Origin of the sequence: Colwellia sp. MB3u-45, from assembly GCF_014077005.1 — a bacterium.
Lineage (GTDB): Bacteria > Pseudomonadota > Gammaproteobacteria > Enterobacterales > Alteromonadaceae > Cognaticolwellia.
Window position 1 is genome coordinate 144,971 of the sequence record NZ_JACGVC010000033.1, and the last position, 20,998, is coordinate 165,968.

The 20,998-nt window shown below is 39.1% G+C and carries 14 protein-coding genes; 6 read left to right on the plus strand and 8 right to left on the minus strand.

Annotation, left to right across the window (positions count from 1 at the left end):
* Positions 1 to 398: 398 nt before the first annotated feature.
* From H4J41_RS01185 to H4J41_RS01195, 3 genes are all read left to right on the plus strand, one after another.
* The gene (locus H4J41_RS01185) at positions 399 to 1,841 is read left to right on the plus strand and encodes a hypothetical protein (RefSeq protein WP_182135387.1); all 1,443 of its coding nucleotides are present in this window, start codon (positions 399 to 401) and stop codon (positions 1,839 to 1,841) included.
* A 168-nt stretch (positions 1,842 to 2,009) separates the two neighbouring features.
* Positions 2,010 to 2,999 carry a catalase family peroxidase gene (locus H4J41_RS01190; protein ID WP_182135385.1) on the plus strand — a complete coding sequence of 330 codons (990 nt, stop codon included), beginning with the start codon at positions 2,010 to 2,012 and terminating at the stop codon, positions 2,997 to 2,999.
* 411 nt (positions 3,000 to 3,410) lie between these two features.
* On the plus strand, positions 3,411 to 4,502 hold the full coding sequence (locus H4J41_RS01195) for an alkene reductase (RefSeq protein ID WP_182135384.1): 1,092 nt from the start codon (positions 3,411 to 3,413) through the stop codon (positions 4,500 to 4,502).
* A 414-nt stretch (positions 4,503 to 4,916) separates the two neighbouring features.
* Here the strand turns inward: H4J41_RS01195 and H4J41_RS01200 are convergent, their stop codons facing one another.
* The 4 genes from H4J41_RS01200 to H4J41_RS01215 all read right to left on the minus strand — a co-directional run bounded on the left by H4J41_RS01200 (position 4,917) and on the right by H4J41_RS01215 (position 10,029).
* A complete protein-coding gene (locus tag H4J41_RS01200; RefSeq protein ID WP_182135543.1) occupies positions 4,917 to 5,327 on the minus strand; it encodes a PaaI family thioesterase in 411 nt (136 codons plus the stop codon).
* Positions 5,328 to 5,534: 207 nt separating this feature from the next.
* Entirely contained in the window at positions 5,535 to 6,137 is a 603-nt protein-coding gene (locus tag H4J41_RS01205; protein WP_182135383.1) for a flavin reductase family protein, read from the minus strand.
* A gap of 234 nt (positions 6,138 to 6,371) precedes the next feature.
* Positions 6,372 to 6,926, minus strand: coding sequence for a YbhB/YbcL family Raf kinase inhibitor-like protein (locus tag H4J41_RS01210; RefSeq protein ID WP_182135382.1), 555 nt, complete (start codon positions 6,924 to 6,926; stop codon positions 6,372 to 6,374).
* Between the two features lie 289 nt (positions 6,927 to 7,215).
* Positions 7,216 to 10,029, minus strand: coding sequence for a TonB-dependent receptor domain-containing protein (locus tag H4J41_RS01215; protein WP_182135381.1), 2,814 nt, complete (start codon positions 10,027 to 10,029; stop codon positions 7,216 to 7,218).
* Positions 10,030 to 10,597: 568 nt separating this feature from the next.
* Here H4J41_RS01215 and H4J41_RS01220 point away from each other — a divergent pair.
* The 3 genes from H4J41_RS01220 to H4J41_RS01230 are packed head-to-tail and all read left to right on the plus strand — an operon-like array spanning position 10,598 to position 14,117.
* Positions 10,598 to 11,749: an acyl-CoA dehydrogenase family protein gene (locus H4J41_RS01220; RefSeq protein ID WP_182135380.1), complete on the plus strand. Its 1,152-nt coding sequence runs from the start codon at positions 10,598 to 10,600 to the stop codon at positions 11,747 to 11,749.
* Positions 11,750 to 11,775: 26 nt separating this feature from the next.
* On the plus strand, positions 11,776 to 12,975 hold the full coding sequence (locus tag H4J41_RS01225) for an acyl-CoA dehydrogenase family protein (protein ID WP_182135379.1): 1,200 nt from the start codon (positions 11,776 to 11,778) through the stop codon (positions 12,973 to 12,975).
* Between the two features lie 20 nt (positions 12,976 to 12,995).
* Complete coding sequence (locus H4J41_RS01230) at positions 12,996 to 14,117, plus strand: acyl-CoA dehydrogenase family protein (protein ID WP_182135377.1); 1,122 nt, start codon at positions 12,996 to 12,998, stop codon at positions 14,115 to 14,117.
* Between the two features lie 451 nt (positions 14,118 to 14,568).
* Here H4J41_RS01230 and mnmH read toward each other — a convergent pair whose 3' ends face one another.
* The 4 genes from mnmH to pgi form a co-directional block, all read right to left on the minus strand.
* Positions 14,569 to 15,675 carry a tRNA 2-selenouridine(34) synthase MnmH gene (gene mnmH, locus H4J41_RS01235; RefSeq protein WP_182135375.1) on the minus strand — a complete coding sequence of 369 codons (1,107 nt, stop codon included), beginning with the start codon at positions 15,673 to 15,675 and terminating at the stop codon, positions 14,569 to 14,571.
* The gene (gene selD, locus H4J41_RS01240) at positions 15,675 to 16,709 is read right to left on the minus strand and encodes a selenide, water dikinase SelD (RefSeq protein WP_310649784.1); all 1,035 of its coding nucleotides are present in this window, start codon (positions 16,707 to 16,709) and stop codon (positions 15,675 to 15,677) included. Before selD ends, mnmH begins: the two co-directional genes overlap by 1 nt.
* Positions 16,710 to 16,795: 86 nt before the next feature.
* On the minus strand, positions 16,796 to 18,400 hold the full coding sequence (locus H4J41_RS01245) for a cation:proton antiporter (RefSeq protein ID WP_182135371.1): 1,605 nt from the start codon (positions 18,398 to 18,400) through the stop codon (positions 16,796 to 16,798).
* A 950-nt stretch (positions 18,401 to 19,350) separates the two neighbouring features.
* The gene (gene pgi / locus H4J41_RS01250) at positions 19,351 to 20,997 is read right to left on the minus strand and encodes a glucose-6-phosphate isomerase (RefSeq protein WP_182135369.1); all 1,647 of its coding nucleotides are present in this window, start codon (positions 20,995 to 20,997) and stop codon (positions 19,351 to 19,353) included.
* Between the last annotated feature and the right edge of the window lies 1 nt (position 20,998).

A 20,998-nucleotide genomic window follows, 5' to 3' on the forward strand; every position in this document is an offset into this window, starting at 1 on the left:
AGTCATTTTAAAACCCTCGCCAATGTACTTGATTAAATAATGAAATCATAGGTATTCACATAGGTATTCAGTTGAAGAGAAATCAAGAAACCCGCCGCTAAATACCGGGTTTAATTCATCATATTAATAAAGCTAGATAACCTCAACTATGTAAAATATAATTCCGCCAAGCGGTACTGTGTGGTATTATTTTAAATGTAGTTGCCTGGAAATTTATTACCACGCTAAATAAAGTCCAGAATAAGTAATAATAACTATCCCTATCAAGCGTTAGTGGGAGCTTCAACAAGGTTTGTCGCCAACAGTGTAAAATGGAACTGTCTAACACGAGTTTTATAAAGCAATGAGTTTTATAATACTGCTTTTAATGTCAACCACTTATGTAAAAGAACATAGCTATGAATAATATTTCTGATCTAGAGCAAAGTGGCAAAATAACTCACGCCTTTGCTTGGTTGTCACCCCTTTGCCTAGTGATTATTTTTTTTGCCACCTTAATCACTGAATGGACAGGTTACCAGCCACCTGCCCTATTAGCTGTATTCATGTTGATATTATTTATGGCTATCGAATGGAGACAGTTAGATTTATCAACAAAGATCATTGCATGGGTTGCTATGGGTTTAACACTGGTCTTGTTATTCTTCTCACAGATATCATTTCATCAACTAGCTAGCCTATCTAGCAGTGTCGTTTTTTTTGCTTTTTTCTTAATTTCCCTCGGCCTATTAAAAGAAGCGGCTTTAAGCTCAAATTCGGTTAACCTTACCGGTCTAGTGCTATTACAACAACACCCCGTTAGACGTTATGCGCTGCTAACCTTTGCCAGTCATGTTTTGGGGATATTAATGAGTGTTGGTGCTATTAATTTATTAGGCACCATGATCCAAAGAAGTTTAGATAACAATAAAGATACCGTTGACGCACGCATCAATCGCGTTAGGCAGCGCCGTATGATGCTAGCGGTTATGCGAGGATTTTGCAGCATACCGCTTTGGGCGCCCACTTCAATTACTATTACGCTGTTAGTCACCACCATTCCTGATCTAAAGTGGATAGATATTATTCCTTATGGTTTGTACCTCACCCTAGCGCTACTGTTGTTTGGCATTTGGCTCGATCATGTTCAAGCACCGAAAAACCTGAGTCATCTTGTACCGACAATTTCTAACGATTTATCCGCCTTAAAGGTCAGTTACCCTATTATTGTTGTTGTTATCACCTTGGCTATCATATCTGCGCTACTGATATTTTCCTCGCCGCTACGACCTATTGCGGCGGTGTTAGTCAGTGCGCCGCTTGTCAGCATAGCTTGGATATTTAGCCAGTATCATAAAACAAATAATAAAGTAAACGCCATGCGATTAACGGTAAAACGTTTTCGCACAGACATATTTTTTAGATTAGCCTTACAGCGTTCAGAAATCGTATTTTTTGCTGGTTCTGTGCTCATTGGTCGCTTGTTATTAACCGTGTTAGACCTTGACTGGTTTGCGCAACAATTAGCCCATTTACATTTATCTGCTGCGCTAATATTAATTGCCGCTTCATGGCTAATTTTTATCGCCGCGCTGTTATTTATCAGCCCAATGATTTCTGTCACCTTGATGGCTGGGGCTTTAGCTCAATTACCTGGTGTTGAGAATATGCCAGTCACTATTGCACTCGTCATGATGGTCACTTGGGCCGTGGTTGCCGGTAGCTCGCCTTCTACTACCTCGGTACGTATTAGCGCTAAAATCACTGGAATTTCTTCTTTTCAAATGGGGGTAAAGTGGAATGGTTTATATAGCATATTAGTACTATTGGCCTTAGATTTTTTTCTGCTTGTCATGGTGTAATTAAAAAGGGATGTAAACACTATTTATTATATTTTTCATAGTTTTTGCTGAGCTTGTAATTTTTAACAACGTGCACTGGTCTGGTAAATAATATTATGATCTTAACCACAAAGTTTTTCGTATTTTTAAATTAGCTTTAAATTGCGATATAACCATAAAGGAATACAAATGAAGCATAACCTCATTACCTCAAGCCTTACTGCTTTTTTTCTCCTGGCAGGCGCAACATCGACTGCAAGTGCAAGTGACAAAAAAATTGAAGCAAATGATCTCGTTGAAATGTTCGAAAAGCTAGGTGGTAAACATCCAGGCTACAGAAAGGCACATGCTAAAGGTCTATGTGCCTCTGGCACTTTTGTGCCCGCGCCCAATAAGTACTTTACAGGAGCGGCCTTGTTATCAAACGGTGAATTACCCGTATCTATGCGCTTTTCAGTAGGTGGTGCTAGCCCAAGTAGTGATGAGAAAGCCCCTGGTACGCGTGGTATGGGTATGCAAATTCAACTACCTGATGGCGCTTTGCATACTTTTACCGGTAACAACTTTCCCGTATTTGCCGGCAAAAATCCAGAAATTTTTCATGGCTTTTTATCGACTTTACTTCCTGATGAAAATGGTAAATCTGACCCAGCTAAAACCATGGCATTTATCCAGCAGAACCCTAGCTTACAAGCTCACGTTATGTGGAATAAAAACGCTAAAACAGCCGCGTCATTCGCCAATACTGAGTTTTTTGGTTTGCACACCTTTTACTTTGACCAAGCCAATGAACAACAAACTAAGTTTCGCTGGAATATTAAGCCAAACTTAGGGGTAAAAACACTAGAAAAAGCTGAGGCTGATAGCATGCCGACTGAGTTTTTAGCTAATACTTTTGCACAACAACTTAAAGATGAAACCGTTAGTTTTACCATTATGGCGAGCTTAGGTGAAGCACAAGATAGCGACATTGACCCCTCACAACAGTGGCCTAGTGAACGCCCTCAAGTAACGCTTGGCACGGTAACCGTTAAAACAAGTGGTGGCGATGCCTGTAATAATACTAACTTTGATCCTAATGTGATGTCGGCAGGCTTTACACCCAGCGCTGACCCTATATTAAGAATGCGTTCACCGGCTTATGCTATTTCTTTCGGTAAAAGATTGAGTGGTCAATAAATAATTTTCTCAGTGTTAAAAGCCTTTATTACAAAATCGCTGTACTGAAAAATTAATGAGGGGGTAGTTTACGCTACCCCCTTTTACTCTTGAAATTCAATACGTAAAACTCAAGAGCAAAGGATGATAGCCGCTTGTAGATAAATTAAAAACAAGCTATAAAAAAGCCAAAATGTATCTTTTGAAATTGAGTGAAAATTGAGAGGGAATTAAAAGTGACTTAGTCAATTTAACATTAGATTTCAATACGAATACTACATTTACATATAACTACAAGTTATTACAAAATATAAAAACAATGTTTTTATATTATATGAGACAATCATATTAATGACTGAGATCTACATCTAGTGACCTATTAACGTGACTTATGAAATAGGTTTCTACATAAATGAATAAGGAAACAATAACGTGTCTACACCTACAATTTTTTCGACAACAACATTTGCTAAGAACCCCCTCAAGAATCGTTTTGTTCTTGCCCCGTTAACTCGCGGTCGTGCAGGTCCAACTCGCGTCCCTAATGAATTAATGGCAGAGTATTATCAGCAGCGCAGTACTGCTGGCTTAGTGATTGCAGAAGCGACCGCTATATCTGAAGAAGGCAATGGTTGGGTAAACTCACCTGGTATTTATACCCAAGAAATGGTCGAGGGTTGGCAGACAATTACTGAGCGTGTACATCAGCAAGGCAGTCAAATTATTCTTCAACTTTGGCATACCGGACGAGCATCTCATAGTGACTTTCATGACGGTGAATTGCCGCTATCAGCTTCAGCATTAAAAATTAATGGCGATCAAATTCATACCCCTGAAGCTAAAAAAGACTATGAAGTGCCACGCGCTATGACAGTGCAAGACATCAGAAGAACAGTGGAAGACTTCCGCAAAGCAGCTGAAAATGCAAAGGCAGCAGGCTTTGATGGCGTTGAAGTTCATGCCGCAAACGGCTATCTGATTAATCAGTTTCTTGATGCTAGCACCAATCAGCGTGACGATGAGTATGGCGGTAGCATTGAAAATCGTACGCGCTTTTTAAACGAAATACTTGAAGCGGTATTAACGGTATGGCCTGCGGAAAATGTTGGCAGCAGAATTTCGCCCAATGGCGTATTCAATGATATGGGCTGTGATGACTACAGAGAATTATATACTCATGTTATACAGCGTTTTACTCATTACCAGCTTGGTTTTGTGCATATTATGGATGGCTTAGCTTTTGGTTTTCACGAACGTGGAGAACCAATGACGCTGGAAGATTTCAGAAGTTTATATCATGGACTTATTATCGGTAATTGTGGCTACGACCAGGCAAAAGCTGAAGCGGTAATAGGTTCAGAAAAAGCGGATCTGGTGGCTTTTGGTCGCCCCTATATTTCTAACCCAGACTTACCTCAGCGTATGCTTAATAACTGGCCATTGGCGCCATCTGACGATGCGAGTAATTGGTATGGTGGCGGCGCTAAAGGTTATACTGATTATGAAACCTACAAGTCCGCTTAGGTTTACAACATAATCGCAGGGATAAGTTTGCCGATTGTAGACCTGCCCCTGTTGATACTGCTTAGGCGCTACATTATTAATAAATCCTAAGGGGTAAGTTCATTGTGTGGTATTTGTTGTTTAACGTAACAAATACCACCTTTACTACTGACCGCACCGCGACAAAAGTAATAATATAACTGGTGCCACATTCGTACAATGCAAGAATAAGCCCCAATGAGTCAGAGCGAAAGTACAGGCTAAACTACAAAACCGTGGCCAATTTTACTTGACCACTTTAGTCATTAAAAGAAAGGTAGAAACCCTTTCAACACTTTAACCACCGCAGATATTTAATCTCTTATATTTAGCGAATGCAAATGTGCTGATCATTAACTAGCTAATGTTCACTATGATAAGGTTTATTGATGAGGTTTATTTGAGCTTTGGTACTGAGTATGTGCCAACCACATGTGCAACCGCTTTTTCATCACCTTCAGAATATAAAGAAACTTCACCTACGATCAGTGACTTCCCCACTTTTAACAAAGTACATTTAGCAATAATATCTTTCGTTGATGAGGGCTTTCTCATAAAGTTAATCGTCAGACTGGTGGTAACCGCAAGTGCAACTATGCCTATTTCACCTAGAATAGCGACGTATAAAGCACAGTCAGCAACCGTCATTAAAACGGGGCCAGATACAGTACCACCTGGCCTTAATTCATCAAATCCAACCCTGTGTCTTACCCTTGCTGACTGTGCTCCAACAGCATCAACAGTGCACTTAGCCTGAGGAAATTCTGTTTTCATAAAATCTTCAACTTCTTGCTTAGTGGCCAAAATAGTTCTCCAAAATAGTTCTTTAAAATAGTGTTTTAAAATAGTGCTTTAAAAAAGCCCAGCCAAGGGCGAATAATAACTTAAAGTGTCAAGCCTAGTCTGTGCCTACACCTTGAAATAATTTCGCTGTATTGTCTTACTAGCGGTAACTAATAATAGCCAGCAAGAATAGACAGTAATAATAGCCATCAATAATAAACAGTAAACATTTTAAGGACGCTTAAGTTCTATATTTTTAGCTGTTAGGCTAAAGTGATTTCCACCCATCTTACCAACAGAATCAATTAATTTTTGGTTTATATTGCCATCTTCATATAAGTCATCTCTGACATAAACGCACTTTACATCCAAAAGAATAACAGTGCCGCCGGTAGGCAAATCACTAATCGGAATTATTTCTCTTAAGCTACACTCGTAACGTATGGGTGAGTCTTTTACTGAGCGAGGCATTACTTGCTCACTAGCGCAGCGCTCAACATTAGCGAAATCGAATTCACTTTCATCTTTATTAAGACTGGCACTGGTCAGGTTCATTTTTTCTAATAAAGCGGAGTTAACTATATTGACCACACATTCGCTGGTTGCCATTAAGTTTTGTAAGGTATCTTTTTCAATACCACTTCGCTGCTTTACCTCAGTATAAAGCAGCACAGGAGGATTACAGCTGGCAACAGTGAAAAATGAATAAGGGGCTAAATTATCAATACCCTCGGTTGAACGGGTACTAATCCATGCAATGGGTCTGGGCGTTACGCCGCCATTGAGGAGACGATATTTTTCTTGGTTTTCTAATACTGAAACATCAAAAATCATTTGTTACTCCATCTCCTAGTGTTCAAGTTTAACAGTAGATACTCTACGCTTTCTTTACCGCTAATGCGCTGTTTTCCCGCTAAAAAAAATAAGTGACTATGATAAATTAAGACTATAAATTACAACAAGAAATTACAACAAGAAATTACAACAAGAAATAACTAAAGGTTTTGCAGCGCTACCGCTAGCAAAACCTATAGCAAACTTATTGCTGTTTTACTTTCAATGCTTAAGCTAGTCACGTTGGTACAAGGCCTCAATCGTACTTGATTCTATGGTGTGTAGATTTATCATGTAACCTGCTAATGCACCAGAAGCGTTTTCTGGTAAGTCAATTTTCGCTACCGAAAGTGCATGTATTGTAAAGCGGTAGTGATGTAAACCATCGCCTTTAGGCGGGCAAGCGCCACTAAAAGCGGCAATACTAAAATCATTTTCTATTTGAGTACTACCGGTAGGGGTACTATTTTTTTTATTCGCTGCCCCTCTTGGTATTTCCAACACAGTCAGCGGAATATTTATTACCTGCCAATGCCACCAACCACTGCCTGACGCTGTATCAGGATCATAAGCGGTAATGGCAAAACTTTTTGTGCCTTCGGGCGCGCCAGACCATTTAAGGTGTGGCGACAGATCGTCTCCTGAACAACTATAGCCTTTAAATTCATGTGTTTTAGGCATAAATTCTCCTTGCGCAATATCCTGACTAGATAATGTCAGCGGCGCTGAAAATGCCGTTGATGAAATGCTAAGTGATAAAACTGAAAAAAATTTAAGTGTATTAAACATAATAACCCTTTTTTATAGTTATGTAATTTGCTTGAAAATGCCATGTAAAGGCATTCGCCACTCTTTGACATCGACCTGATCTTGGCATTGTCTACATGGATGTAGGTACTTATTTTTTGTCTAGAACAAAAAATTCCCCCTATACCCTATACATAAAAAATCCGATGATTAACGTCATCGGATTTTGTCTCCTTAGTCAATAAAGCCGGCATCAAGCCTTTACTACTAAAATGCCTTAGTGCTTAAAGTTTAGGACTTAAAGCTTAGTGCTTTATACTGCCTTTAAAGATTATTCTCCAAATTTATGCACAACACTTAATTTAAAAGTACGACCTAAAGGATTATGTGTGAACGGGTCATAGTTTAAATCTAAACGAGCAAAAGAAGGGTCTTCATCCGTTAAGTTACTCACGGTTAGGTTCAATTTGGTCTGATCTTCATTAAAGCGATAGTTATAACTTAAATCAAACTGTACTTGGCTATCAATGACTTGACCTCGAGTGTTAGTAGTAAATAACTCCTCTCGTTCATCTTTATAATCACCAACATAATAAGTAGATAAGCTAACATTATGATTGTCAAAATCAAAACTATTGATCATAGTCGCTTTATACTTGGGTATTGGACGATTCGAGTTAGTCTTATTTAGAAAACCAGCCGCGTCAAAAGTTTCAGACAAACCATCGGCACTTACTTCGTATTCAGCCGTATAGGTTCCATTCATGTTTAAGGTCCAGTAGTCGGTAACATTTAACCGTAATTGCACATCAACACCACTGGTTTTAACATCAGAACCATTGATTATATTAGTTTCAATTCGCTCTACTGTCTTTGCGTTACCAGGCTCTGTCCATCGCACTTGGTCAACATAAGGTTGCTTACCGGCAACGGCAGCTGATAATACCGCATTATAATTTTCAACAATAATAGGGTCGCTTAAATCAAATGACCAAAAATCAACTGTTGCGAATAAACGGTCGCCCCAAAATTCACCAATAATGCCAAAGTTTAACGCAACCGCTGATTCAGGCGCCAAAGCATTATTACCTTGAGTATCTACGGCTTTAAAAGCACCCGCAGCCCCCACATAAGAAAGGGTTGTATTAGTCCCTTCTAATTGATTTAGTGTTGGACCTCTAAATGTAGTACTGGCAGAGCCACGTAATGAAAAATTATCATTTATGGTATATTGCGCTGATACTTTTGGATCTATGGTATTACCGACTTCTCCGCCGTAATCCTCATATCGCAAAGCAACTTGCATATTTAAATCGTCTGATACCGGTAACGCTAGTTCACCAAATACGGCAAAAATACTTTGAGATGAATCTTGATTTAGCTCACCACTACGAAAATGAAAAACACCAGTAGGGTTTGCACAATCTGTTTCTCCAAGCACTGGACATGGGTTTATTGCTAAATTACCTAAGTCATTAACTTCATTAGTAAAAGACTCATTTCGATACTGAGCGCCTACGGCAAACTCAACAATGCCACCGTCCAATTCAAAACCTGTGTCTCCCGACACTAAGCCATCAAGCACAAATAATTCTGTGGCTTTTTGTGAAGTTCTTGTGCCTGAAACATAATCTAATACTTCTTGAGAGTTGGCTAATGCCGGATTGAAATTTGGATTAGTGACGCCATTAGAAGCCGATGTTTCAATGCCGTTAGAAAATGGATTAAAGTATAAACAGCCATTGGCACCTGGCACACCGGCTTCCATATCACAATTATCGCCGCCATAACCTAATAACGCATTCTTTAATGGCACAATTAATGTATCTGGGTTACTGGCATAATCAAGTTTTGAATTTGAATAAGCAAAACCAGTTTCCCAGTTATAGCCATTATCAAATTTACCTTCTAGATCTGCAGCAATACGGTAAGTTTTATAGTCTAGACCACCTTCACTTGAGGGTCCCTCAACACCTACAGTACGACCAATATAAGCGACACGGTCTAACGACGGATGAGGAGCACTAGCAAATTCTGGATTGCCAGCCACTAATGCTTGCCATGCAGGATGATAAGTTGGTACATAACGGTCGGAAAAATCAACGAGCTTTTGTGGTGGGTAAGATGGTGAGCCATAAGTGGTAGGCACCTCAGTCTCTGAGTACAAAACTTCAACATGCAGATTAACGCCACTTTTAAAGTCGTGAGTTAATTCGCTAAATATTTTCAGATGTGTATCACCGTCATTTAACGCTGAGAATGGCGTATATTGTAATTTACATGTACCGGCTATAGTTCCCCCTAATAATTCACAGCCAGGATCCATCAAGTATTTAGGTTGTGAATTATCACCGAGCCAAGCCGCATTAAATATCGATGGTGGATTACCGATTGATGACCAACCCCCTTGTGGGTTAGTGGCAAAGTCTTGTACCGCCCAATCTTTATCTCTGGTGTTGATGGTATTGGTTTTATCATAACTAACAGAAGTTACCCAATGAGTATCATTATTGCCTAGTCCCCAGATTACGCCTAAGCCGTAATCGCCGTCACTATCTTGTAAGCTTTTATAGTCAGCTTTTACTTCTAGGCCTTCGAAATCACTTCGGGTTGAAAAGTTAACTACACCTGCAATGGCATCAGAGCCATATATAGCGGCTGCACCTTCTTTTAACATGTCGACTCGTTTAACCGCCATAGAAGGAATGTCTTGGGTGTTAACATAAAGCATTTGTTGATCAACAATAGCGTAAGGGTTGAAGGTATGCCTTTTGCCGTTAATTAACACTAAGGTACGGCCTGCTCCTAGCCCTCTTAAATTGATATTGGAAGTACCTTCAGTACCATTAGAACCATATTGATTTGAGTTACCTTGAATACCAGAGCTGATTGACAATTTCTGAGTCAATTCAACAATAGAGGGAGAGCCAATTTTTTCTAAATCAGCTCGACTAATCGTTTGCACAGGTGCTGAGGTTTCTAGTGCCGAACCTTTTAAATGAGAACCAATAACTTGTATTTTCTCAATATCATTTTTATTTGTCTCTTTTACTTCTTCAGCATACAAAGCACTACTTGCCATAATTCCAAGCGCTGCGCTAATAGCGATAGTTATGGAGTTTCGTTTTAGTCTGGTATTTTTCATCGGTTTCCCCTGTTATTCATTTTATTTTATTTTATTTTGATTATAATATTTTCAATTAATGACTGTTTTTCCTCCAACAGCTATTAATTGTTCTGCTTACTGCACTAAATCACCCTTAAGGTTTTGCTTGCATAGTCATGATAATTCACCCATTCAATCGTTATAAAGGCTCAGTAAAAAAGCCTATACCGCACTGCATTGACCATATTCTGCGTTACAAAATTACTTATTAACCTGACTGAATAAGGCCAATACCTAAGCCAGTCAAATCAAAAACATCCTAAAAAAATACTGCATTCAGAAATGAATTTAACTGATACTAATTCTGCGTAGCGGAATATGCAAGTACTTTATTTGGACAGTAATTCCACTGACCTCAATTTAACCTACATTAACAAAAATAATATAAAGCTAAAAATAAAACTAATAACATTACACTAATGAGAATCTAGTAAGAGAATATTTAGTCCGCGAATATAATGTAATTAGCTGCAATTACATCTTGATATTTACTTAACCCTATGTTCCACTGTGCGGAACCCGTAGCTTTTATGATAGAGATTAAAAAATGATTCGAGATCAAGAAATGTTGGATCAGTTTCTAGACAGTATTTCAAAATTTGTTAGAGAGCGGTTAGTTCCTGCGGAAAATGAAGTGGCAGAAAACGATGCTATTCCAGATGATATTGTTCAAGAAATGAAAGCGATGGGTTTGTTTGGTATGACAATCCCAGAAGAATATGATGGCTTAGGTCTAACGATGGAGGAAGAAGCGCTGGTTGCTATTGAGTTAGGTCGAACATCACCTGCTTTTCGCTCCCTCATTGGTACTAACAACGGTATTGGCTCGGCCGCTATTGTGTTTGATGGCACTGAAAAACAAAAAAAAACTTATTTACCTAAATATGCCTCAGGTGAAATTATCGGTGCTTTTTGTTTAACTGAACCCGATGTTGGCTCTGACGCCTCTGCCGTAAAAACCTCGGCAATAAAGCAAGGCAATGAGTATATTATTAATGGTACCAAGCGTTATATTACTAACGCGCCAAGAGCGGGAACCTTTACCGTGATGGCTCGCACCGATCCATCGATTAAAGGCGCTAAGGGAATATCAGCTTTTATAGTCGACGCGTCGACTCCTGGTATTACCCTTGGGCCTAAAGATAAAAAAATGGGTCAGCAAGGTTCTCATACCTGTGATGTTATTTTTGAGAATTGCCGTGTCCCTGCCGAAAATATTATTGGTGGTGTTGCAGGCAAAGGCTTTATAACGTCAATGAAAGTACTAGACAGAGGTCGCCTGCATATTTCAGCATTAAGTGTCGGTATTGCCGAGCGATTAATTGACGATGCCTTAAGATACGCCATAGATAGAACGCAATTTGGTAAAGCCATTGCTGAGCACCAAATGATTCAAGTGATGTTAGCGGACAGTAAGGCTGAAGCTTACGCGGCTAAATGCATGGTACTTGATGCCGCAAGACAAAAAGATTTAGGCAAAAAAATAACCACAGAAGCTTCTTGTTGTAAGTTATTTGCCACAGAAATGGTGGGAAGAGTCGCTGACAAAGCCGTACAAATTCACGGCGGTGCTGGCTACATTTCAGAATACGCCGTAGAAAGACTTTATCGTGACGTCAGATTATTTCGATTATACGAAGGCACGACACAGATCCAACAAATGATCATTGCCAAAAATATGATCAAAGACATTCAATAAATTAAGACCAACGAAGGATTTGCACAATGAATTTAAACTTTACCGTCCAAGAAAAAGACTTTCAACAAGAAGTGCAGCAATTTTTGCAAGAAAAGTTACCGAAAGATATCGCTGAAAAAACCAAAAACGCATTACATTTATCTAAAGATGAATGTAATCAGTGGCAAAAAATACTCTACAAACAAGGCTGGGCCGGTGTTAATTGGCCAGTTGAGCATGGTGGAACGGGTTGGACACCAACGCAAAAATATATTTTTGCCAATGAATGTGCCAAAGCCGGTGGCCCCGATGTGATCCCTTTTGGTCTAAAAATGGTGGCCCCTGTTATTTATACCTTTGGTAATGAAGAACAAAAGCAACGTTTTTTGCCTGACGTATTAGCCAGTAATGTTTGGTGGTGTCAGGGTTATTCAGAACCAGGTGCAGGCTCTGATCTTGCATCGGTTAGAACAACAGCGGTAAAAGAAGGCGATGAATATGTTGTTAACGGCACTAAAACATGGACAACTTTAGGTCAACATGCCGATTGGATATTCTGTTTAGTAAGAACCGGTGAGCCGAGCGTTAAAAACCAAGAAGCCATTAGTTTCCTATTAATTAACATGAACGACCCTAAAATAACGGTATCACCGATTATTACCATTGATGGTCGACATGAAGTTAATGAAGTTCATTTTGATAATGCCCGTGTGCCAGCGATTAATCTTATCGGTGAAGAAGGTCAAGGTTGGACCTACGCTAAAGTGCTATTAACTCATGAGCGAACCGGTATCGCTCGTGTGGCTATCTCTAAAGATCGCCTCGTACAATTAAAAGCCTTGGCTCAAACATCGCCTGATGGCGATAATAAATTAATTGAAGACGCTATTTTTGCGCAAAAAGTTGCACAAGTAGAAATTGATTTATTAGCCTTAGAATATACTGAATTACGCACACTTTCTGCTATCAGCACAGGCCAAGCGCCAGGGCCAGAGTCTTCTATTTTAAAAATTGTTGGGACACAAATTATCCAAGCCATTGACGAATTGTATGTCGAAGCCGCTGGATATTACGCAATGCCATTTGTTCCTCATCAGTTCCATGATGACTTTGACGGACAAAGCATTGGCCCTGATATGGCAACGAACAGTGCATTACGTTACTTTAATAATCGCAAAGCTTCCATATATGGCGGTAGTAACGAAATTCAAACTAACATTATTAGCAAAGCCGTTTTAGGCCTTTAAATTAGCATTAGGAGTTTACTATGGACTTTTCGTTAAACAACGAACAACAAATGATTCAAGATAGTGTATCAAAGTTTATTCTCAACGATTACGATTTTGATACGCGTCGAAAAATACTGGCATCAAAGACAGGTTTTAGTCAAGAAAATTGGCGTTTATTTGCTGAACTGGGTTGGTTAATGCTGCCATTTACCGAAGAAGACGGCGGTTTAGGCGGCTCTATGGTCGACCTTATGTTGGTCATGGAAGAGTTTGGCAAAGGCATGGTCGTTGAACCTTTCCTTGCAACGGCTGTTATGTCTGGTGGTTTAATTGCCTTGGCCGGTGATAAAGAGCAAAAAGACGATTACTTACCCAGAATAATGGCAGGTGAGCTGCAAATGGCTTTTGCCTATGCCGAGCCACAAAGTCGTTATCAATTAAACAACGTAAAATGTCGTGCTATCGAAAACGAGGGTGAATTTGTTATTACCGGTCAAAAGTCGGTGGTATTAAATGGTCATCATGCTGATACCTTAATTGTTGCCGCGCGTACTTCTGGTGCAACAAATGACGACAATGGCATCAGCTTATTCCTTGTTGACGCTAATCATCCGAGCGTGAAACGTGAAGGTTATGCCAATGTTGACGGCCATCAAGCGGCTGACATTTGGTTTGACAATACCCCTACCCTAGGATTGTTAGGTGAGCTAGATAATGCCTTGCCTGCCATGAACAATATTATTGATAAAGCGACATTAGCGATTTGCGCCGAAGCCGTTGGCGCGATGGAAATCGCCCATCAGCGTACCTTAGAATATGCTAAAACACGTAAACAGTTTGGCCGTACGATTGGCTCTTTCCAAGCGATTCAACACCGTTTAGTTAATATGTTTATCGAGCATCAACAGGCTAAATCTATACTGTTAATGGCGGTATTAAAAATGGACAGTAATAATGGCAGTGATGCAAAAGCATTGTCAGCGGCAAAAAGTCGTATTGGCAAAGCAGCGAGCTTAGTCGGTCGTGAAGCAATACAACTGCACGGTGCTATAGGCATGACAGACGAGCTTGATGTGGGTCATATCTTTAAACGTTTAACCACCATTCAATTTTTGTTTGGTAGCACTGATGCTCATACCAAGCGCTTTGCCGCTTTGTAACGCTTTCTCGTTAGCGCCTTAGTCGCTAGCATTTGTCGTTACCATCGTTGTTAGCCATTAACTCAGCCGCTAATTATCTCTTAACGATTAGCGCTATAAAAATGCCTTGAATTGATTATATCCAATTCAAGGCATTTTTTTTCATCTCAGCGTAGTTATACCAATCTCACTAATTACTTGATCATTTTTACTGGTTAAAATAACCCACTACTGCGTTATTTATTTAATAATTAGAACAACTAGTTATTAAAATAAATGCCTTATATTTGGCCATTTTTCCTGCGCATAAAGTAGACCACCTAATTAATGAAATTGGTATGACTAAATTCGCCAACAACCTTTATTTGAACATGGACTAAGGCAAAGAAAAATAGGGGTAAATACCGGATCAAAATAGAATTCGCTTTATTTTACTTTGCTTTACTTTACTTAGGTCAGATGAGATTAGGTTTTAATTATCCTGTATAAAAGCTAAACATTGCGCGTTGTTACCTTGAAAAACAACTCGGTCAGCTTTTAATCCTAACTGGTATTGGTACATAGGATCATAATACTCACTAAGCAAGGGTTTTAACCAATCTAAGTGATACGCTAGTTGACCTTTTTGCTGCTGAGATAAGGCCATACTCTGTATTTGCTTTAATTGACCATAACGTTCTGTACCTAAGCGTTTACGTACTTTGAATAAACCTTGGGCCAAATACTCACTAAAGGCAACAAAACCTTGTTCTTCACCATAGGCGAGTTGGTATTGGGCAGTCATTTTGATGATATATTCTTGGTATATCTGCTCAAGTCGATAATCTAAACTTTCTTCAATCACCACCACTGGCGCTAACGTCATTGCTTGGCGTAAACTTTCTGGTAAATGCACGCTACCAATTAATCTGCCTTCATCTTCCAAGACTAACCTTTGCGATAAAGAAAACTTACCTTGGATGTATTGTTCAGCCAATTTGTTTTCAAAATTTATTTGATTGGCTTGCGCGGTCACAAAACCGCCAAAACTTGAGCCTCGATGACCGGCCGCGCCTTCTAAATCTAAACTGTTTGCACAATGGGCCAGAAAAGGCGTTTTTCCACTGCCGGTATTTCCCGCTAAAATCGTTAAGGGATGTAAGGCAAGTTGCTCCAATTCGTTCAATAAAAACTGACGCAGTGCTTTGTAGCCTCCGGTAATCAATGGGTAGTTAACCCCTGACTCTTTTAACCAGCCTTGCACCGTTTGTGAACGTAAACCACCACGAAAGCAATATAAGTAACCTTGTGGGTTTTCCTGGGCAAAGTTTTGCCAGTGTGCCAGTCGGCTTGCTTTACTCTGTCCACAAACAAGGGTATTACCCAAAGTAATCGCGGCGGCTTGGCCTTTATTTTTATAACAAAGACCAACTTCAGCGCGTTCATCATTATTCATTAACGGATGATTAATCGACTGACCAAAAGCGCCCTTTTCAAATTCAATCGGTGCGCGTACATCCATTAAAGGCAGTTTATTAGCAATAATAGTGCGAAAATCAGCGCTATCGGCGCGCGCTGTTGCTGAACTCTTGATGGCCATTACAATAAGCTTACCGTGGGTGAAGTGGTTGTAACAACTTCGCCAATAGGTTGAAGATTCAAACCATTTTCTTGACATAAGGCTTCAAAAGCTTGCTTACCTGCTGGCTTAACCGCAACCAGTAACCCGCCACTGGTTTGAGGATCGCACAAGAGTATTTTCTGTTTTGGGCTTAACGGCCCAACATGTTCGCCATAACTGGTAAAGTTTCGTTCACAGCCACCAGGTACACAGCCTTGGTCGATGTAGTCATCAACAAAATCAAGACGGGGTACTCGCTCAAAATCAAGCACAGCCGAAACCTTACTGCCTTGACACATTTCCAAAAGATGCCCTAACAGCGCAAAACCTGTCACATCTGTCATGGCAGTTACTGTGTCTAGTGCTGCAAATTCTTGCCCAATAGTATTTAAAGTTTTCATCACTTGCGGCGCTATATCGGCATGTTCAGGTAACAATTTACCTTGTTTTTCTGCTGTGGTTAAAATACCAATACCTAAGGGTTTAGTTAAATATAAAAGGTCACCGACCTCAGCAGTATTATTTCGCTTAATCTGCGCGTTATTAATCAGGCCAGTAACCGCTAAGCCAAAAATAGGCTCTGGTGCATCAATTGAATGACCGCCCGCTAACGGAATACCGGCTTCAGCACAAATAGCTCTAGCGCCATCCAGTACTTGTTGGGCGATTTCTGGTGCTAAAAGATTAACCGGCCAACCCAAAATAGCTATCGCCATTAGGGGTTTTCCGCCCATGGCGTAAACATCGCTAATAGCGTTACAGGCAGAAATTTTACCAAAGTCAGTTGGGTCATCGACAATAGGCATAAAAAAATCTGTGGTGGAGATCACGGCTTGGTCATTGCCAATATCGAAAACGGCTGCATCATCTTTGGTGCTATTACCCACTAACAGTGCGTTATTCACCGGTAAAGTAAGTGATGACTTTAGCATCACGTCAAGTACCGATGGTGAAATTTTGCAGCCACAGCCTGCGCCGTGTGAGTATTGAGTCAAGCGAATTTTTGTCATGATGTCTCGTATGAAAGAGTAAGCAGGTGCCTAATTTACAGTAATACCTGCCCTGTTACACCTGCCGATTACTATTTATAACCTGCCGCTTAACTTGCAGACATACTTTGTTTAACTAATAGCGCCGCTATTTCGTGTTGTGCATAGACAAACGAGCTAATGTTAATGCCTGCCAATTCGCTTTTTTCTTCTAAGGTGTTCACTTTCACTATTAAGTTTGCCTTAGGATAGTAATTAAGCACAGCTTCACAAATAATTTGTTTGTTTCTCAAAGAATTGGCAGTAACAATAATGCTACTGCTTTGTTCTACCTTTAATGACTCTAATACGGGCTTTTTGTCTAAGTGACCAAAATAGGCATTATAACCACGCTTTCTTGCCAGTAATACATGCTGTAAATCATCAGAAATAATTAAAAAATCAATGCCTTTACTGCTCAGTTCTTTCGCAACAATTCGGCCCAAAATAGCAAAACCACAAACAATAGTATGGTTGCTTGCATCTACCGCGGTTATTTTGTCTGCTTCAAAATATTCAACCACAAAAATGGCGGCTAACTTATAAATATTACTGACCATAAAAGGCGTTAATATCATAGATAGCACGGTGATCAATATGAGGAAGCTGCCTAAATTTTCTGAGAGAATATTTTGACTGATCGCCAAGGCAAAAATAGCGAAAGAAAACTCTCCTACTTGGCACAAAGCAATAGCCGATTTTATCGATTCACTTTTATTCGCTTTTGCTCTCATTAGAAAATAAACGATAATGGCTTTTATTATCATCACCAAGGCTAATATACCCAGTACCCAATGTAAGTTGCTGATAAAAAATAACACATCGATTTTTGTGCCAATAGAAAAGAAAAACGCGCCTAATAATAAATCTTTATATGAGGATATATCTGATTCTACTTTTATGTGAAATTTAGTTTCTGCGATGATCATACCCGCAATAAATGCGCCTAAAGAATAAGTAAAGCCCATTTCATGAGCAATCAGTGAAGCACCCAACACAATAGTAAATACCGAACTTAAAAATAACTCTTCCATGCGCGCATTTGCTGAGAAATGCAGTAACCAAGTAATGATTTTTTTGCCAATAGTAAACATGAAAATAATGATAAGGCTGGCATAAAAAAGCGTTTTTAATAAAATATCAACTAGCGATAATTCATTATTGGATAAAAAACCCATTAATAATAAAATAGGGATCACCGCCAAGTCTTGAAAAACTAAGATAGCAACTGACTTTTTACCATAAGGGGTAACAATATCTTTTGATTTTTTCAAATAGGGTAATACGATAGCCGTTGAGGATAAGCTAAATGAAAGCGCAATAATTAATGACGATATCGGTTCAACATTAAAACCATAAAAGGCAATAATAAAAATAACAATAGAGCTAAAAGCAACCTGTATAAAACCATTAAAAAATATCAGTTCTTTCATTTTACCCAGCTTAGAAAATGACATTTCCAAACCAATAGTAAACATAAGAAAAACAATACCAAATTCTCCAATTAGCTCAAGAGAGTGAGGTGTGGTGCTGCCATTAAAATCAAAAAAATTACTGACAATAGTGCCAGTAATAATATAACCAATAATATGCGAAATAGAGAATTTGGTTAATACAATATTGATAACGCTCGCCAGCGCCAAGGATACAGCAATAATAACAAGTATGGAGTCCATCTAAGCCCTTAAATTAACCTGACTATTTATATCAGTAATTAAAAATTTATCTGATAAGTTATATGCACATTACAGACCACTAAAGAAACAAAAGCAATACACCAGCAATGCACTAAGTGATAAAAATAATTATTTTAATTCAATAAGTTAAAAATAAATAGTAATAATTCTGTGCATTAAATTTTTATCTGATGCTTACTCTTAATGCACGCGCACCATTATAGTGCAACTAGAGGGCTATATTAATCATTAATTAACTGAGGAGTTAAGCACAAAGCTTAAGCCAAAAAGCAATAAATTGATCGATGGATGGGTAATAAAATGAATGAATATCGATATTGTCTTGAAGTTAGGTTCAAGCGAAAACTACAAGCCTGTAACAAAATCTGTTACAGGCTCGAAACTAGTTATTATTAATCTAAGCACTGGCTATTTTCAATGACTCCTGCGTAAATCACCTAACACGTAGCGCATTGAAAAAAGTGTTGTCGACCATTAATTGAAAGCTGTTTTTCAGCATAAGTATCAGTTTATGAAAAAGCCATTAACCGGTTATCGCTATGGTTTTAGCTAAGAGCATCATTTTACCCTATTGCAATGCTCAACTAGGATGCTTCTGCGGTTGTAATATTAAGGTTTTAACTCCAATTCAATAAATAGCCGCAAGTTTCCATTTATATCTGTTTTTATGTTTTTTCATTTCAGTTTTCTAGCTAAGCTTGTTATGCCTTAACTGAAGTAGTGGAATGCATGGTGCTGCGACAAAATTAATCGCCTATGTTAATTATATTAATCGCCTATATTAGCAACAGTACTTAGACACTGAGCTGACTGTGCTCAACATTAGTGTCTAAATGACTGATATCTGAATGACTAATATTTGAATAACTAATATTTGAATGACTAATATTTGAATAAATAGGATCTAAGTACTTTTCAATGGTCTATTTTCAACCCTTTTTGAATTCATGATAAAAATTAATTAGACCAACTGTTGAGCTATCATACGAGTCATTAACATAGTTTGATTCAAGCTCTGCCTGTATTTTAATCGCTAATCCTTTACCCAACTCAACCCCCCATTGATCAAAAGAACAAATTTGCAGAATAATCCCTTGAACAAATATTTTATGCTCATAGAGTGCAATCAAACTCCCTAATGAACGAGGAGAAATACGCTTCATTAATATCGTATTGGTTGGGCGATTACCCTGATGAATTTTATGAGGAGCGACTTTATTGATGTAATCTGGTGTTCGCCCTTTAGCTTTTAAGTCTGCCCTTACCTGCTCTTCATTTACCCCTTGCATTAATGCTTGTGTTTGTGCAAAAAAGTTCGCCATTAAGGTCTCATGGTGTCCTTCAATCGGCGTAACACTTTCAACTGAACCAATGAAGTCAGCAGGCACTACATTATTACTTTGGTGTAAATATTGGTAAAAAGCATGCTGCCCATTAATACCGAGTTCACCCCAGATAGAAGGAACCGTTGGGTAAGTGATGGTTTCGCCATTCATCGTAACCGACTTACCGTTACTTTCCATTTCAGCCTGTTGTAGATAAGCTGAAAGCATATGTAATGACTGATCGTAGGGAAGAATAGCCTGTGATCTTGCGCCTAAAAAAGTACAGTTCCAAACACTTAATAGGGCGAGAATAACCGGGGCATTTTTTTCTAGTGGCGCACTACAAAAATGATTATCTATTTCATGAGCACCTTCAAGTAATTCGATAAAACGCTCGAAACCTAAATCTAACGCTATCGGTAAGCCAATTGCCGACCATAATGAAAAGCGGCCGCCAACCCAATCCCACATATCAAAAATATTTTCAGGGGCGATACCAAACTCTGTCGCATTCTTCTTATTAGAAGAAACGGCTACAAAATGTTGTGCGATAGCTGATTGATCAAATGACGAGGCAACTAGCCAATTCATTGCAGTTTTCGCATTGGTCATGGTTTCTTTGGTGGTAAAGGTTTTGCTCGAGACAATAAACAACACTGTTTCTGGATTTAACGGCCTTAGCACGTTGGCAATCTGGGTCCCGTCAACGTTTGAAACATAGTGAACGTTAATACGGTTATCGCTATATTGCTTTAACGCTTCAGTAACCATTTGTGGCCCCAGATTAGAGCCACCAACACCGATATTGACTACGTCAGTTATTCGTTGTCCAGAATAACCTTTCCATAACCCTTCGCGCACTTTGTCGGTAAAAGACTTCATGTGCAGCAAGGCATTATTTACTTGTTCACTAACCTCCTTGCCGTCAATAATGATTGATTTATTTGAACGGTCGCGCAATGCTGTATGAAGTACGGCACGATCTTCAGTATAATTAATCGGCTCGCCACTAAACATTTTTTCTCGCCAGCCTTCAATATCGCAATCTTTCGCTAGCTCAATTAAATTATCGACTGTTTCTTTTGATATTAGGTTTTTCGAATAGTCCAACATAAATGGTGACAGCTTAATAGAAAACTGCTCAAAGCGGGCACTGTCATTGGCAAACAATTCACTCATATGTTGTTGTTTCATAAAGCTTGCATGGCTGACCAATTTTTTCCAACTCGCCAGTGAAGTTCTAGGTGTCATT